The sequence below is a fragment of the Pseudomonas sp. Z3-8 genome (genome assembly GCF_051131975.1).
Classification (GTDB): Bacteria; Pseudomonadota; Gammaproteobacteria; order Pseudomonadales; family Pseudomonadaceae; genus Aquipseudomonas.
Window position 1 is genome coordinate 4,168,409 of the sequence record NZ_CP071643.1, and the last position, 15,902, is coordinate 4,184,310.

The 15,902-nt window shown below is 62.4% G+C and carries 12 protein-coding genes; 3 read left to right on the forward strand and 9 right to left on the reverse strand.

The genetic code is table 11. The features are described 5' to 3' along the window. The first annotated feature begins 229 nt into the window (after nt 1-229). Nucleotides 230-1,501 carry a cytosine permease gene (gene codB / locus J3P94_RS19085; protein WP_434569230.1) on the forward strand — a complete coding sequence of 424 codons (1,272 nt, stop codon included), beginning with the start codon at nt 230-232 and terminating at the stop codon, nt 1,499-1,501. Nucleotides 1,502-1,513: 12 nt separating this feature from the next. After that, the gene (gene codA, locus J3P94_RS19090) at nt 1,514-2,761 is read left to right on the forward strand and encodes a cytosine deaminase (protein WP_434569231.1); all 1,248 of its coding nucleotides are present in this window, start codon (nt 1,514-1,516) and stop codon (nt 2,759-2,761) included. A gap of 183 nt (nt 2,762-2,944) precedes the next feature. Here the strand turns inward: codA and J3P94_RS19095 are convergent, their stop codons facing one another. Further along, the gene (locus tag J3P94_RS19095) at nt 2,945-3,937 is read right to left on the reverse strand and encodes a diaminopimelate epimerase (protein WP_434569232.1); all 993 of its coding nucleotides are present in this window, start codon (nt 3,935-3,937) and stop codon (nt 2,945-2,947) included. A 104-nt stretch (nt 3,938-4,041) separates the two neighbouring features. Further along, on the reverse strand, nt 4,042-5,241 hold the full coding sequence (locus J3P94_RS19100) for an aromatic ring-hydroxylating oxygenase subunit alpha (protein WP_434574249.1): 1,200 nt from the start codon (nt 5,239-5,241) through the stop codon (nt 4,042-4,044). Between the two features lie 200 nt (nt 5,242-5,441). On the opposite strand from J3P94_RS19100, the gene J3P94_RS19105 reads away from it, so the two are divergent. Next, nucleotides 5,442-6,593, forward strand: a complete 1,152-nt coding sequence (locus tag J3P94_RS19105; protein WP_434569233.1) for an MFS transporter — start codon at nt 5,442-5,444, stop codon at nt 6,591-6,593. Nucleotides 6,594-6,790: 197 nt separating this feature from the next. Here J3P94_RS19105 and J3P94_RS19110 read toward each other — a convergent pair whose 3' ends face one another. The 7 genes from J3P94_RS19110 to J3P94_RS19140 form a co-directional block, all read right to left on the reverse strand. Beyond that, nucleotides 6,791-9,229, reverse strand: a complete 2,439-nt coding sequence (locus J3P94_RS19110) for a TonB-dependent siderophore receptor (RefSeq protein WP_434569234.1) — start codon at nt 9,227-9,229, stop codon at nt 6,791-6,793. A gap of 98 nt (nt 9,230-9,327) precedes the next feature. After that, nucleotides 9,328-10,299, reverse strand: coding sequence for a FecR family protein (locus tag J3P94_RS19115; protein ID WP_434569235.1), 972 nt, complete (start codon nt 10,297-10,299; stop codon nt 9,328-9,330). A 38-nt stretch (nt 10,300-10,337) separates the two neighbouring features. Continuing rightward, the gene (locus J3P94_RS19120; protein ID WP_434569236.1) at nt 10,338-10,838 is read right to left on the reverse strand and encodes a sigma-70 family RNA polymerase sigma factor; all 501 of its coding nucleotides are present in this window, start codon (nt 10,836-10,838) and stop codon (nt 10,338-10,340) included. A 207-nt stretch (nt 10,839-11,045) separates the two neighbouring features. Next, nucleotides 11,046-12,221 (reverse strand): hypothetical protein, encoded by a 1,176-nt coding sequence (locus J3P94_RS19125; protein ID WP_434569237.1) that lies wholly within the window; start codon nt 12,219-12,221, stop codon nt 11,046-11,048. A 12-nt stretch (nt 12,222-12,233) separates the two neighbouring features. Further along, nucleotides 12,234-12,656: an HPF/RaiA family ribosome-associated protein gene (locus J3P94_RS19130; RefSeq protein ID WP_434569238.1), complete on the reverse strand. Its 423-nt coding sequence runs from the start codon at nt 12,654-12,656 to the stop codon at nt 12,234-12,236. A gap of 249 nt (nt 12,657-12,905) precedes the next feature. Further along, on the reverse strand, nt 12,906-13,346 hold the full coding sequence (locus J3P94_RS19135) for a carboxymuconolactone decarboxylase family protein (protein WP_434569239.1): 441 nt from the start codon (nt 13,344-13,346) through the stop codon (nt 12,906-12,908). A gap of 254 nt (nt 13,347-13,600) precedes the next feature. After that, on the reverse strand, nt 13,601-15,043 hold the full coding sequence (locus J3P94_RS19140) for a mechanosensitive ion channel domain-containing protein (protein WP_434569240.1): 1,443 nt from the start codon (nt 15,041-15,043) through the stop codon (nt 13,601-13,603). Nucleotides 15,044-15,902: the final 859 nt, after the last annotated feature.

A 15,902-nucleotide genomic window follows, 5' to 3' on the forward strand; every position in this document is an offset into this window, starting at 1 on the left:
CCGATCAGTCACATAGCCATCGACTGATGTACCGCATTCGCGAGCAGGCTCGCTCCCACAAGGTACTTCTGAGTAACACGATCCGTGTTCCAACTTGATCCACTCCCTGCACCGCTTTTGCGCCTCGAAGCCCACCCGATCCATCCGTTGGCTATAAATAACCGGCAATCACTCGTTTGGCACGGCCGCTGCACGCTTGCGACATTCCCTCCTCCGCAAGGACCGCCACATGACTCAGAACGATCCCGGTAACGACTATCCTTTGAGCGAAGTCCCGATGCATGCCCGCAAGGGCCTGGCCTCCACCGCCATGGTGCTGCTGGGTTTCACTTTTTTCACCGCGACCATGTTCGCCGGCGGCAAGTTGGGCGTGGCGTTCGGTTTCGCCGAGATGCTCGGCGTGATTGTCATCGGCAACCTGCTGCTGGGGCTGTACGCGGCGAGCCTGGGTTACATCGCGTTCAAGAGCGGGCTCAATTCGGTGTTGATGGGCCGCTTCTGTTTTGGCGAGGTGGGCAGCAAGCTCAGCGACTTGATCCTGGGCTTCACCCAGATCGGCTGGTACGCCTGGGGCACGGCCACTGCGGCGGTGGTGCTGGGTAAGTATTTCGAATTGAGCCAGGGCACCGTTCTGGGGTTGATGGTGCTGTTCGGGCTGGGCTTCTGCGCCACGGCCTACATCGGCTATCGCGGACTGGAAATCCTCTCGTACGTCGCCGTGCCGGCGATGATACTGTTGCTGATGCTCTCGATGTGGGTCGCCACGCAGCAGGTCGGTGGCCTCGATGGTCTGCTCGCGGTAGTGCCCACCGGCAGCCTCGACTGGTCGACCGCGATCACGCTGGTGTTCGGCACGTTCGTCAGCGGCGCCACCCAGGCGACCAACTGGACGCGCTTTTCCCGTTCGGCAAAGATCGCGGTGCTGGCCAGCCTGATCGGTTTTTTTCTCGGCAATGGCCTGATGGTGCTGATCGGCGCCTACGGAGCCATCGTCTACCAGCAGCCCGATGTGGTCGAAGTGTTGCTGCTGCAAGGTTTCGCCATGGCGGCGATGGCGATGCTTCTGCTCAACATCTGGAGCACCCAGGACAACACGATCTACAATTTTGCCGTGGCCGGCTGCAACCTGCTGCGCACCCGCCGACGCAAGACCGTCACGCTGGCCGGCGCGGTGATCGGCACGCTGCTGGCGCTGCTGGGCATGTACGATTTGCTGGTGCCGTACCTGATCCTGCTCGGCACCGTGATCCCACCGATTGGCGGGGTGATCATGGCCGACTTCTTCTTCCGCTGGCGTGGCCGCTATCCGCGCCTGGCCGCGGCGCAACTGCCGGCCTTCAACTGGCCCGGGCTGTGTGCTTACGGCGTCGGCACGGTGGCCGCCTTCAATTCACCCTGGGTCGCGCCGCTGGTAGGAATCGCCACCGGCGCGCTAACGTATGTGCTATTGATCGGCGTGATGGGTATTCGCACCGCTGACGCGCCCCTACAAGACCTATAAAGGACTCGCTTGATGCACATCATCAACGCCCGCCTGCGCAACCGCGAAGGCTTGCATGAACTGCACCTGGAAAACGGCCTGATCGCCAGCATCGCCCGCCAGACCGAGGCCCCCAGCCTGGGCCCCGAAGACCTCGACGCCGGCGGCAACCTGGTGGTGCCGCCCTTCGTCGAGCCGCACATCCACCTGGACGCCACCCTGACTGCCGGCGAACCGCGCTGGAACATGAGCGGTACGCTGTTCGAAGGTATCGAGTGCTGGGGCGAACGCAAGGCCACCATCACCCACGAAGACACCAAAACCCGCGCCAGGAAGACGCTCCAGGCCCTCGCCGCCCATGGCATCCAGCATGTGCGCACCCACGTCGACGTGACCGACCCGACGCTCACCGCGCTCAAGGCAATGCTGGAAGTGCGCGAGGAAAGCCGTCATCTGGTCGACATGCAGATCGTCGCGTTTCCCCAGGAGGGCATCGAGTCCTACCGCAGCGGTCGCGAACTGATGGAAGAAGCCATCCGCATGGGCGCCGACGTGGTGGGCGGCATTCCGCATTTCGAGTACACCCGCGATCAAGGCGTCAGCTCGGTGAAATTCCTCATGGACCTGGCCGAGCGCACCGGTTGCCTGGTGGATGTGCATTGCGACGAAACCGACGATCCGCACTCGCGCTTCCTCGAGGTACTCGCCGAAGAGGCCCGCAGCCGCGACATGGGCGCGCGGGTCACCGCCAGCCACACCACGGCCATGGGCTCCTACGACAACGCCTACTGCGCCAAGCTGTTCCGCCTGCTCGGGCACTCGGGCATCAGCTTTGTATCGTGCCCCACCGAAAGCATTCACCTGCAAGGGCGCTTCGACAACTTTCCCAAACGCCGTGGCGTCACCCGGGTCAATGAACTGCTCGAAGCCGGGATGAACGTCTGCTTCGGCCAGGACTCGATCGTCGACCCGTGGTATCCGTTGGGCAATGGCAACATCCTGCGCGTACTCGAAGCCGGGCTGCACATCTGCCATATGCTCGGCTACCGCAACCTGCAAAGCGCTTTGGACCTGGTCACTGACAACAGCGCCAAGGCCATGGCCCTGGGCGAACGCTACGGACTGGAACCCGGACGCCCGGCGAACCTGCTGATCCTCTCGGCCGACAGCGACTACGAAGTGATCCGCAGCCAGGGCCTGCCGCTTTACTCGATTCGCAATGGTGAAGTGTTGATGAAGCGGCAGATGCCGGTGGTGGAGTTCGGGCAGCAACCGGGTTGATTCCTGCACGCAATGAGCGGTGGTTCAGTTACAGCAAGGTTGGACTTGCCGCCGTCTTCGCGAGAAGCTCGCTCCCACAGGGTTCTGTGCCGTACACAAATTTCGTGGCCGCAGCAGATCAACTGTGGGAGCGAGCTCGCTCGCGATGGCGGCAACCGCCGCGCCTAACAAATTCCAGAAGCCCTACGGCACAAGCCGTGCCGCGCCAAACAACCTGACCCGCGTTAGCTCACCCGCCTGTTCCTCCAGCAAGATTGGCGCAGTACCGCCGGGCATCATGACGCTCACCGTCCCGGCCTGCACCCAGCCCACCCGCCACGCGGCACACGCGACCGCGCTGGCGCTGGTGCCGGAGGACGCGGTTGGGCCTTCGCCCCGCTCGAACACCCGGGCGGCGATCTGTCCGTCGGCGGCGCGCCAGGCCCATTGCAGGTTGACCCCCGCCGGACAAGGCATCCCCGCCCCGCCAGGCGCCGCATAGGCAATGCCGGTCAGGCTTTGCGACAGCGCCTCGGCGCGCATCTGCGCAAGACCTGGCAACGCCTCCACGTCATCCACCAGCGTTACGCAATGAGGATTGCCGATGCGCACGAACTGGCTGTTGCCCCACGCCGGATTCAAGCCATGCAGCGCAGGCACCCGGCTTACCGCGCATTGGTTGAAGGTCACCGCTGCTACACCTTGAGCGCCCACGGCAGCGGGCCCGAACAGCGGTGTCCCCAGGTCCAGCCAGAAGCCTGGGACGCCGCCCAGTTCAGCCGCGCGAACCGATGTCCGCAGCGGTGAGATACCGTCGGGTTTGTCGTGGTGAACCTGCAGTACGCAATCGTCATCGCCCACCAGCAACCCTTGCTCTTGCAGCGCCAGGGAAAAAATCGTCAGGCCATTGCCGCTACGCTCGGCCAGCGTCCCGTCGGTATTGACGATCAGCAGGTCGAAGGGCGGCGTGTCCTGGAACGGGCCGACCAGCAGCCCATCACTGCGATGAGCCTTGGCATCCGGTGGCGCTTCGCCCGGCGCCCAGGCGCAGAAGGCCTGCACGGCGGCGCTGGCCCAGGATTGGCGTAACGAGGCCGCCTCGGCGGCGGACGACGGCAAGCCGATGCCCTGGGCGCGCACCTGCTGCGGTGACACGACTCCGTAGAGGTTGCCGCGTGCGTTGTAGAACTGCGTCATGAGATCAAATCCGGAGCGAGCAAGAAGGCGTCGATACTCTAGATCCTGACGCTATAAAACACACTCAGGCAAGCCTATGGCGCTTGTTCGAAGCTCCGCCAATATCAGTCGGCCGGCGCCGGGGCCTCTTCCAAAGCCAGCCAGATCTGCCGATGGAAATGCTGCAGCGCCGGTTCATGACGGCCAAATGTGAGGTGTTCCTGGGCGCCGGAACGCAAGCCGCCCTGGATACGCTCGCTGATTTGGAAATCTTCGCCGTCCACCGTTTCGAGCAAAAGCGCCATGTTTTTGTCCCAGTATTCGCGTTCGCGAACCGACGTCGCGGCCTGCGGCGTATAAATCGACACCTGAGCCGTGCATCGATTAACACGTTCTTGATCGGGAAAGACCTGCCAGGTTTCCAGATGATCGCCCTGCCAGAGCAAAAGGGTATTGGGAAACAGCCAATAGATGATCAGCGAATGTTTGAGCAGGCTCCATTGCTCAATGGGCTCGTCGCGCATCTGCAGGATGGAGCGGCGTGGCATGATCAAACGCCCGTGGCGACCAAATGCCTCGAACAGGCTGACCGAGGGCAGGAAAATTGGCAGCACCGTTCTGCGATGCACGAATGGGAAATGCCAGTTCTCCAGGAAGGTCTCTATGACCATCTTCCAGTTGAAAGCTTTATCGAGCTGAACTCGTCGATAAAGAGCAAATTTCTCGAAGTGATAATTGGCGATTTCCTGGGTCAGCGCTCCCATCGGCGCCAGCGGCTCGATGACGCGGTCAGGCACCGAGCTGACCCAGATAAGCCCGTGCTGCTCGCACACGGCCAGGCGCGTCAGGCTCCGCTCGGCACACGTCAAGCCTTGGAAATTCTCAGCGGGCGCCACCGTCCTCAGGTTGCCAGCCAGATCGTAGACCCAACCGTGATAAGGACAAACCATCGAGCCCGTCAACGTTCCTCGATCATCCAGAACACGCGCGCCGCGATGGCGGCAAACGTTGATGAATGCACTGAGCCCGCCATCCGGGAGCCGGACGACAGCGATGGGCACGCCGCACCGATCATCGGTCAGGTAATCACCGGAGCCGGGTAATTCACAGGACAGGCCGACCATCAGCGGGACACCGCGAAAGAGCACGGCCTGCTCGCGCGCCAGATGCGCCACGCACGTGTAGCGGGTCACCGGGTTGAGAGAAAACGACTCGGCCTGGCTGGTTTCATTGCAGTCAATGAGGTGCAGAAGTTCCCGGGTCAACCTGAGTTGAGTCTGATGATCCATCTTCGCCTCCTGCACACTCCCGAGCTCACAGCTCACGAGCTTCAATGGTCGAAACCGTTTCGCATTGATAGGCACAAAGGAGCGAGCCGTAAACTGTCAGGTTCGACAGGTGCGGATAGGATCGACCGTATGCACGAAGAAGGCGTCGGCACCTTGGGGTCGCGGTGCGGTCAGTGGATATGCAAGCATAGGCCCCTGCCTGCATCACCGCACCGCACCAAAGCCAAGGACGTTTCATGACTGCCATAACACCCCCGCCCACTTTTGTTCCCGGACGCCTGGAACAGATGTCCACCCGCATCGCCTATCTCATCGCTGGAATCGGCATTGCCGCCTGGGCGCCGCTGGTGCCTTACGCCAAGGCGCGGGCGAACCTGGATGAAGGGACCCTCGGCTTGCTGCTGTTATGCCTTGGGGTCGGGTCGATCCTGGCGATGCCGATCTCCGGTGCGCTGGCGACGCGGTTCGGCTGCCGTCGGGTACTCAGTGGCGGTACGATCCTGATCTGCCTGGCGTTGCCGCTGCTGACATCGATGAGTTCCTTGCCTTGGTTGGTGGCGGCATTGTTCGTGTTTGGCGCCGGGCTCGGCACCGTCGATTCGACCGTCAACCTGCAAGCGGTGATCGTCGAGCGCGCCAGCGGCAAGACTATGATGTCGGGTTTCCACGGCATGTTCAGCCTCGGCGGAATCATCGGCGCGGCCGGCGTGAGCGCCCTGCTCGGCCTCGGGCTCTCGCCGCTGGCGGCAACCCTGGTGGTCAACGCGGTCCTGCTGGTGGCGTTGCTCAAGGCCGCACCGCACCTGTTGCCCTACGGCAGTGAAAGCTCGGGACCGGCGTTTGCCATTCCGCATGGCGTGGTGCTGTTCATCGGCATCCTGTGCTTTATCGTGTTCCTGGCCGAAGGCGCGGTACTGGACTGGAGCGCGGTGTTCCTGACCACCGAGCGTGCGGTGGATACCGCCTACGCCGGGTTGGGTTATGCCGCGTTTGCGCTGACCATGACCGTCGGCCGGTTGACAGGCGATTCGGTGGTGCATCGCCTGGGTGCCAAGCGCGTGATCATCTACGGCGGCTCGATCGCCGCAGCAGGTTTCTTCCTGGCGACCCTCGCACCGATGTGGCAAGCGGCGCTGCTGGGGTATGCGCTGGTCGGCGCCGGGTGTTCGAACATCGTGCCAGTGCTGTACACCGCCGTCGGCAAACAGACCCTGATGCCCGAAGCCATCGCCGTGCCGGCCATCACCACGATCGGTTATGCCGGCATCCTCGCGGGGCCGGCACTGATCGGCTTTGTCGCCCATGGCAGCAGCCTGGCCATTGCGTTCGGATTGATTGCGCTGTCGCTGGTGGCGGTGGCGGGCAGCGGGAAGGTGTTGAAGGTCTAAGCCCTGCAGATTCACCGTGGCGAGGGAGCTTGCTCCCGCTCGGCTGCGAAGCAGTCGTAACCCGGCGGACGCGGAGTACCTGATGCTTCGCGTTCGACAGGTTTTGGGGCCGCTTCGCGACCCAGCGGGAGCAAGCTCCCTCGCCACGGGAATGTATTTGAGTCTTGGGACTGTGTTTCAGGCCGCAGAAGACTGAATCAAAACCCCACTCTCGCCTGCACGAAAAACGTACGCGGCGCGCCGACGTAGATACCTGAGTTGTTGTCGCTGGAACGCGTGTAGTACTGATGATCGAACAGGTTCTTCACCCCCGCGCCGAGTTTCAGGTTCGACAACTGCGAGCCGAAATCATAGCCACCCCGAACGTTCCAGAGCATATAGCCCGGCATGTCGCCATACTGCCCATCGGCGGTGCCGTCGGTGATGTAGTTATCGCTGAAACTGCCATCGGGGTTCACGCTGTTGCCCGGTGAACGTTGCCCGGACTGGGCAAAGCCATCGAGGTTGTAAGTCCAGCGATTGACTTCGTAGCGCAGGCCCACGGTGGCAATCTGGCGCGAATAGAACGGCAGGTCACGGCCCTTGAAGCTCGGGATGTCCCCTTCATAGGTGGCGCGGGTATAGGTGAAACCAGCGCTGGCGGTCAGGCCGTCGAGGCGCGGGTCCAACGCGGCCATGTCGTAGTGCACCGACGCTTCCAGCCCCTGATGCTTGGTGGCGCCCATGTTGGTCCAGCCCACATCGTTACTGATGTATTGCAACTCGTCGTCGAAGTCGATGTAGAACAGCGTCACTTCGCCGCCCCACACGTCATCGTTGTAGCGCGTACCGATCTCGTAGGTCTTGGCCTTTTCCGGGCTCAGGCCATTGGCGGTGTTGTTGCCGTCGCCGCCCTGGCCGAGTTGAAAATACTGCAGGCTGCCGAACGAGGTCTCGTAGTTGGCGAACAGCTTCCAGGCGTCGGACAGGTGGTACATCACGCTCAAGGCCGGCAACGGTTCGTTGCTGTCGATGCTGCGGCGCTTTTCCTGCACCGGGCGGCCGGCGGTGTCGAGCACCGGGCGGTCGTGCCATTCGGTGCTGATGCTTTCGAAGCGGATGCCCGGAGTGATGGTCCATTTGCCCACGTCGATCTTGTCGTCGATGTAGACCGCATGGGCTTCGGTACCACCGGTCCGGTCCTGATAGACGTGACCGTCGGCGCCCGGACGCACCACCGGTTCGTTGTTGCGCAGCGCCAGGCGGCTGGCCTCCTCGTGCATGCCTTCCTTGAGGTAGCGATAACCGACGCTGGCCTCCTGGGTGGTCGGCCCGAGGTCGAACACATGGGATACCCGCGGCTCGATGCCAAAGGTGTAATAGCTACGAGGGTAGGACACCAGGTTGCGCTGGTCCCGCGAGGCGATGGTGCTGCCGCGGAAGCTGTCGGAGTAATAGGTCAGCACTTCGGCCTGGGTGCGCTCGCCGATTTCGCGGATCCACTTGAACGACACGTCCTTGCGGCGGCCGCTGAAACTGTCCCAGTCGCGATCGGACTGGTACGGGTCGGCGTCGTACTGTGCCTGGGTCAGGCCGCCGGGCATGTCGGCCTCGGCGTCGTAGTAGTGGAAGTTAAGCGAGAAATCATCAACGTCGGTCGGCGCCCAGTGGGTCTTGAGGATCACGTCGTCGATGTCGTTATCGTTGTTGCTCTTGCGATATCCGTTGCCGTTGATGCCCGAATACAGCAGCGCCACGCCCAGCCCGTTATCGGCGGTACCGCCCAGGAACGCCGTGTCGATGTGCTTCCAGCCGCCGCGCTGGGAGGTCTCCAGGGTGCTGCCGATTTCCCCGGTGGCTTTTTCCGGGATGGCGCGGGTCACGAAGTTGATCACGCCGCCGACGTTCTGCGGGCCGTAGCGCACCGAGCCGGCACCGCGTACCACGTCGATGCTGTCCAGGTTGCCCGACGAGATCGGTGCCATGGACAGTTGCGGCTGGCCGTACGGCGCGAAGGCCGCCGGTACGCCGTCAATCAGTACCGTGGAGCGCGGCGACAGACGCGAGGTCAGGCCGCGCACGCCGACGTTCAGGGCAATGTCGCTGCCACCGGTGCCGTTGGCGTCTTGCACCTGCACGCCCGGGACCCGCCGCAAGACATCGCCGACGTTCATGGCGCCCTGCTCGACCATCGCTTCGCGGCGGATCACCGTCCGCGCGCCGGCGTGGTTCTGTACCACTTCGGCGTTGGCGTCGCCAAGCCAGTCGCCGACCACCTGGATCTCGGTTGCGCCCAACTCCAGTGGGCCATCGGTAGACGCAGAAGGAGCCGGCAGCACAGTCACCGAGCCGTCATCGATCTGGTATTGCAAACCGCTGCCCTTGAGCAATTGACCCAGGGCCACCTCGGGAGACAGGTTGCCCTGCACCGCCGGTGCTTGTTTGCCGGCCACCAGCTCCGGGCTGAAGAACACCTGCAATGAGGTCTGCTGGCCAAGCTGGCTCAGCGCCTGACCCAAGGGTTGCGCCTGGATGTGGATCGCCGTGACGGTCTGGTCGGCAAAAGCCTCGGGCAACGCGGCGCTGACCGCCAGGGTCAGGGCCAGCGGTAGCCAACGAGTGGAGGTACGTTTGTTGTTCTTGGCGGAAGTTTTCACGTCGAACCTTGTCCTGTCGAATCGCAAGAATACGCGTCTGTTAATGCAAACCAGTTGCAGTTGGACAAGAAGACGAAGAACTCGAAAAAAACCTGAATCTATTTCGCAATTATTTCCTGGCTGCCGTCGGCAAGTGTGCGCACGGCCACTGGCAGGATGTTCGGCAAGGCCTTGAGCAGCGCCTCGGGATTGTCCGAACGAAACACACTGGTCAGGCGCAGGTGGCCCACTGCGGCACTGGCAACCCGCAGGGGCTTGGCGCGATAACGGGAGACCTCCTCGGCGACTTCATTCAACGGCGCGTTGTTGAACACCAGCTTGCCGTTGCGCCACGCGGTGAGTTCATCGGCGTTGATCGGGTACGGTGACGCGACCTTGCCTTGAGCATCGATCCGGGTACCCAGGCCGGCCGTGAGACTGATGGGGAAATCACGCCCTTGGACCTTGACGCTACCCTCCTCCACCGCCACCCGGGTGCTGCCGGCATCGCGGCGCACGTCGAAGCGCGTCCCGGTCACCGTCACCTGGCCGTTGCCCGCGTCAACGGTGAACGGGCGCGCGGCATCATGCTCGACCCTGAACAGCGCCTCCCCCTCGACCAGCTCTACCCGGCGTTGGCGGTGCTCGAAGACAACGCGCACATGGCTGCGGCTGTTGAGATCGATCAGCGAGCCATCCGGCAGCGCGACATGCCGACGCTCACCGAGGGCAGTGGCGAACTCGCTGCGGTAATCGCTCGACGCACCGAGGCCGCTGAACAGCCCCAGCCCGACCGCCACAGCCACCAATCCGGCGGCCACCGCGTAGCGCAGCAAAGGCCTGCGTCTCGGGCGTTCGGCGGGCCGCTCGCACAAGGCTTGCAAGCGCTCCATGGACAGCAGGTCCGTTGCACTCCAGATCCCTTGCAACAGTTGAATTTCATCGCGGTGGTTGGGGTGTTCGCCCAGCCAGGCCTCGAAGCGCTGGCGCTCGTCGAGGCTCATGACCGGGTCCTGCAGACGCACGAACCATTGCGCCGCCTCGTCGCGAACCCTGCTCTGCCCGCACGGGCAGTCACGGCTATCCATCATGGAAGGGTCCTGTGGCTCGGGTGGAAAAGGACGACCGGTCATTGATCTGGCCCGTCGAGACGATCACGCAGGTGGCGCAGGGTGCGGATCATATACTTTTCCACCATGTTTTTTGACAGGCCCAGGCGCTCGGCGATTTCCGCCTGGGTCAGGCCTTCGATCTTCTGCCAGACAAACACCGTGCGGCAATGGGCCGGCAGCTCGGCAAGCGCCCGTTCGATGGAGTCCGCCAGCTGGATCGCGTGCATGTAGTGCTCCGGGTCGCCCGCAAACGAATAACCAGGGTCAAGCGCCGCTTCCTCCATGGCGCCCCGTCGATCTTCACGCCGATAGCCGTCCACTGCAATATTGCGCGCTGTCTGGTGCAAATAGGCCCGTGGCTGCTCGACTTGCGCCGAATCGGACTCGAGCACGCGCACGAAGGCGTCATGGGCCAGGTCCTCGGCCTGCTCGCGGTTGCGCAGGCGGCGGGTCCAGGTGCCGATCAACTCTTCGTAATGCTCGAAAAAGCCGGGTCTGCGAGGCAGCTTGGGAATCATCGCGGCGTGCTGTGGGGACGGGGCACGAATAGTAATCGTTCTTATTAATTGGAAGCAAATGCCGTCCGACCACCTGGGCAGAAAAATACAATGTGGGAGCGAGCTTGCTCGCGATGGCGGGATATCAGTCAACATTTATGTTGAAGGTCAGTCCGCTATCGCGAGCAAGCTCGCTCCCACAGGGTTCGACACTGCCTCTGGGATTGCCTAGAACCGGCACACCGCCGCCGCCCCCGTATCGGTCGGCATGACATGCTCAGGCGGCACGACGATGACCTCGCCGCCCTGCCGGGTCACGGCCAGGATCAATTCGTCCAGCACGTCAGGCGCCTGTTCATCGCCGGTCTCGTCAATGATCAAGCGGCCCTTGTCTGCGTCGAGCTGGCCGGGCACCTGGCGCTCCGCCTCCACCAGCAACAGTGCAATGCGGCTTTCCCAGGCGGCCTTGGCGATCTCGGCGAGGTTGTCCAGCGCCCGTCCCTGGCCGACCGCGACACCATAACGATTGAGGCTATCGACGACCCGGTCCGAGTGGCTGTGGGCCATGACCTTGGAGCATTGGACGCGCAACTCCTCCACGTTCAACCTCGAAGGGTCCACATCGATGCCCTGGGCCAACAACTGCGAGTTATGGCTGACCGCGCGAAACACCGCCTGGTTTTCCGGCAGGGCCACGAGGATCATCGGCAAGCCCGAAGGCTGCGAGTAATGTTCCAGGATGGCTTTGTCCACGGCGCGAAAAAAACGCTCGCGGTCGAGGTTGATTTCGTCCTGCTTACCGCCGCCGGCGGATTCATGCATCATCGGATCGCCGCGCTCACTGCTGCGGCTGAAGCCGTTGGGAAAACCCTGCTGGTCACCTGAAGTCAGTTCATCGCCGAGCGCCTCGTTCTGGTTGCGCGGCACCTCGTCGGCCAGCTCGACTTTTTCCAGTTGTTGGGAGGAGCCCTCGTACAACCACACCTCGTTACGGGTCAGGCACAGCACCTGATAACGTTCGGTCGACTGGACCAGACGCAACAATGGCTTCAGATAAGGATGGCTGTTGGCGAATGCGCATTGCGGCAGGCGCTGGTTCACCGCGATGACCTTGAAGTAGTCACGGGCGCCGAATACGGCGATGCCGTCCCGATTGGAGTTCCAGAAATCCTGGTCGTCCACCAGCGCATGAAAAGGCTCAAGCAACGGTGCGCAATCGACGCCCGGATGCTGTTGTTCCAGTTGCGTCTGCAGTTCGCGCACCAGGTTCTTGTAGCGGATCGGGTCCTGGCTGCGTTCGGGGAACGTACGGTGGGTAGGCATATACAACGAAAGGCTCGGCTGTTCGTCGAACGCCAGAAGCTCGGCCAATACCTGCCGGCTGAAGGGTTGATGAGCGGTCATGATCGTCTCCTTTTATTCTTTGCCACGAGCCTCTTGGTTTGCGAGGAAATCTTCCTCCAGCATGGCGTCCACCAATTCCGGTGGAGCCTCATCCACCGGCGCGGTCACGCGTCCCATGGATTCGACGGCGGGGTTGAGCTTGCCGACCTGATGATCGAGCGCATGCAGCATTTTCTCGGCGGCGCCCTCGACCGCCAGCTCCAGGCTTTCGGCCTTGTGGCTTACGGAGATGGCCGCAACGCCTTGCAGGCGCGCCTCGATCTGGCAGCGTTTATCCGCGGCGCCGCCCTTTTGGGCGTTCTCGTCGCTGACGTGGATTTCAACCCGGGCCAACTGGTCTTCGAAACGCTGTAGCGCGTCCACCACCGTACTGCCGACCCACTCCTGCAATCGGACACTGCCTTCGATATGGTTGCTGTTGACTTGAACTTGCATGATCGACTCCTCTGACAAAGGCGGCTTTGGGCCGCCTATTGTGGGTAGAAGAAAAGTGATCGGGCTTAGTTCCCGGCACGGGATGACTGGTGGAGGCCTTCGGGAGATACAGCGGCAATGGGGCAAAAAATGTGGGAGCGAGCTTGCTCGCGATGGCGGTGTGTCAGTTAGCCTGAAGCGGCCTGACAGACCATCATCGCGAGCAGGCTCGCTCCCACAAGGGTGTTACCTGATCGGAATCAAGGCACCTCAAACCTCGGGCATTTTCCGAAAGCCCACCGCCAGCCGATTCCAGCCGTTGATGGCGTTGATCGCCACGGTCAGGTCGACCATCTCCTTGGGCGTGAAATGCTCGCTCAGCAGCGCGTAGTCCGCGTCCGGCGCATGGGTCTCGCTCAGGCGTGTCAGCGCTTCGGTCCAGGCCAACGCGGCGCGTTCACGGCCGGTAAAGAACGGTGCTTCGCGCCAGGCGGTCACCGCGTACAGACGCCGCTCGGTCTCGCCGTCCTTGCGCGCATCGGCGGTGTGCATGTCGATGCAGAATGCGCAGCCGTTGATCTGCGAGGAACGCAGCTTGACCAACTCCAGCAGGGACTTTTCCAGGCCCAGTTTCGACACCGTGTTTTCCAGCGTCAGCATGGCTTTGTAGGCGTCGGGGGAAGCGGTGTAGAAATCGATACGCGGTTGCATGGTGAACTCCTGAAACAATTTGGTGTGGCGCTACGTTAGCCCTGCCCTGGCGCTGGACAAATAGCCAATTGTTGGGAAGTTCGGGTGGCCAATGGTCCGGAAATGAAAGAATGCCTTCGTGGCGAGGGAGCTTGCTCCCGCTCGGCTGCGCAGCAGTCGTGAACCGGCTGGCACGGTTTACCCGCTGCACCGAGGTGTCTGGTTTTGGGGCCGCTGCGCAGCCCAGCGGGAGCAAGCTCCCTCGCCACAGGTACTCAGGCCCGGCTGCGCAACCATTGCAGAAAACGCTTCTTGGCTACCGGCTTGGGCACGTCGCGAGTCAGGTTCTGGGCAAGGTGCATGCGCACATCCAGAAGGTTTTTCATCGCGTCGTTGATATCGCGACGGGCTTCGAGGCAGGGCTTGAGGTAGCTGTTCTCGATGCGATACAGCGTGCAGAAGGTCTTGGCGGAGAAGTTCGCCAGTGCGGCTTGTTCGGCGACAATTCCGGCTTCGCCGATGACTTCCCCCGGTCCCATGCGCCCGCCCTCCAGCGGCTGGCCGTTACGCATGAGGGTCACGCTGACCACCCCGGACTCGATGATGAACAGATGATCGCTGACCTCCCCGGCCGCCAGGATCACGTCGCCGGCGCGGAAGGTTTGCAGGGTCATGTTCTGGCTGAAGGTGTCTTTTTCATCCTGGCGCAGGGTCGAGAAAATGTTCGAGCTCTCCAGCAATGCCCGCGGCCGGGACACCACCGCGGGAGCGGCGCTTTCACTGGTAGATAGCAGGCTCACGCCGGACGCCTGCAAATGCCGGAACGCCAGGTCGAACAACTGGTTGCGCACCCCGCGCTTCTGGGACATCGAGGCGACGAACCCACTGATCTCGTATTCCGCCCCGCCACTGCCGGTGCTTTTCAGCGCCACGCAGGGCTCCGGGCTCGACAGCAACGCACGGCAGCCGACCATCGCCCGCTCCAGTGCGTCGATTACCGTTTGCGGCCGTGCGTGAGGGCTCACCTGGATGCTGATCGACAAGCCATGGACATCGCTGGGTCGGCTGAAATTGATGATCTTGGCCTTTGCCGCCAGCGAGTTGGGGATCACCGCCATGCTCCCTTGGGAGGTCTGCAGTCGTGTAGCCCGCCAATCGATGTCGGTGACCCGGCCTTCGGTGCCGTCGATGGAAATCCAGTCATCGACCTGATAGGGCTTTGTGGTATTGAGCACGATGCCGGAGAAAACATCGCTGAGGGTGCTCTGCAACGCCAGGCCGACGATGATTGCCATCGCGCCGGACGTCGCCAGCACGCCTTTGACCGGCAGGTCGAGCACATACGCCAACGCGGCGATGACCGCGACCAGGAAAATCACCGCACCGAGCAGGTCCTGCAATAGCCGCCCGGTATGGCCGACCCGTTGCATCATCACCGCACCGATCATCACCGTCAGGGTGCGCGCGGCGAACAACCACCAGCCGATTTGCAAGCCGGTCGCCGCGAGGTGCCGGGGCACGTCGTCGACCCACTGGGCTTTTTCCATGGGATTGAGGCCTTCGTTGAACAGCAGCACGCTGAACAACGAAAAGATCAGCAGCCGTACACCGATTTTCCAGTAGGTCCGGTCGGCGCTGACCAGCCGCCACAACACCAGATCGAGCACAAGCAGTGCCAGGGCACAGAGCAGCGGGTGGTCGGTGAACAGAGACAGCATCGGGACAGCTCCAGGAAGGCCATTGGCGAAGATTGGCACAGAATGAACACGCTGTAGAGGTCACCCCACGACAAATCCCAGGCACGCCCCAGCCCCCATGTGGGAGCGAGCTTGCTCGCGAAGAGGCCGGCCCCTTCAACATCCTTTTTCGCCTGAGATACCGCTATCGCGAGCAGGCTCGCTCCCACAATAGATCCCCGGCGAACACAAAATCAGGACCAACGCAAAACCATGTGGGAGCGAGCTTGCTCGCGAAGGCGGCCGTCCATTCAACATTGATGCAAGCTGAACCGACGCATTCGCGAGCAGGCTCGCTCCCACAATAGATCCCCGGCGAACACAAAGTCAGGACCAACGCAAAACCATGTGGGAGCGAGCTTGCTCGCGAAGGCGGCCGTCCATTCAACATTGATGCAAGCTGAACCGACGCATTCGCGAGCAAGCTCGCTCCCACAATAGATCCCCGGAGAACACAAAGTCAGGACCAACGCAAAACCATGTGGGAGCGAGCTTGCTCGCGAAGGCGGCGGCCCATTCACATCAATGCAAGCTGAACCGACGCATTCGCGAGCAGGCTCGCTCCCACAATAGATCCCCGGCGAACACAAAGTCAGGACCAACGCAAAACCATGTGGGAGCGAGCCTGCTCGCGAAGGCAGCGGCCCATTCACATCAATGCAAGCTGAACCGGCGCTTTCGCGAGCAGGCTCGCTCCCACAATAGATCCCCGGCGAACACAAAGTCAGGACCAACGCAAAACCATGTGGGAGCGAGCTTGCTCGCGAAGGCGGCCGTCCATTCAACATTGATGCAAGCTGAACCGACGCATTCGCGAGCAGGCTCGCTCCCACAATAGATC

Coding starts and splice junctions, on each gene's coding strand:
- codB (WP_434569230.1), top strand. CDS start 230: ATGACTCAGAACGATCCCGGTAACGACTATCCTTTGAGCGAAGTCCCG.
- codA (WP_434569231.1), top strand. CDS start 1,514: ATGCACATCATCAACGCCCGCCTGCGCAACCGCGAAGGCTTGCATGAA.
- J3P94_RS19095 (WP_434569232.1), bottom strand. CDS start 3,937: ATGACGCAGTTCTACAACGCACGCGGCAACCTCTACGGAGTCGTGTCA.
- J3P94_RS19105 (WP_434569233.1), top strand. CDS start 5,442: ATGACTGCCATAACACCCCCGCCCACTTTTGTTCCCGGACGCCTGGAA.
- J3P94_RS19115 (WP_434569235.1), bottom strand. CDS start 10,299: ATGATGGATAGCCGTGACTGCCCGTGCGGGCAGAGCAGGGTTCGCGAC.
- J3P94_RS19120 (WP_434569236.1), bottom strand. CDS start 10,838: ATGATTCCCAAGCTGCCTCGCAGACCCGGCTTTTTCGAGCATTACGAA.
- J3P94_RS19125 (WP_434569237.1), bottom strand. CDS start 12,221: ATGACCGCTCATCAACCCTTCAGCCGGCAGGTATTGGCCGAGCTTCTG.
- J3P94_RS19130 (WP_434569238.1), bottom strand. CDS start 12,656: ATGCAAGTTCAAGTCAACAGCAACCATATCGAAGGCAGTGTCCGATTG.
- J3P94_RS19135 (WP_434569239.1), bottom strand. CDS start 13,346: ATGCAACCGCGTATCGATTTCTACACCGCTTCCCCCGACGCCTACAAA.
- J3P94_RS19140 (WP_434569240.1), bottom strand. CDS start 15,043: ATGCTGTCTCTGTTCACCGACCACCCGCTGCTCTGTGCCCTGGCACTG.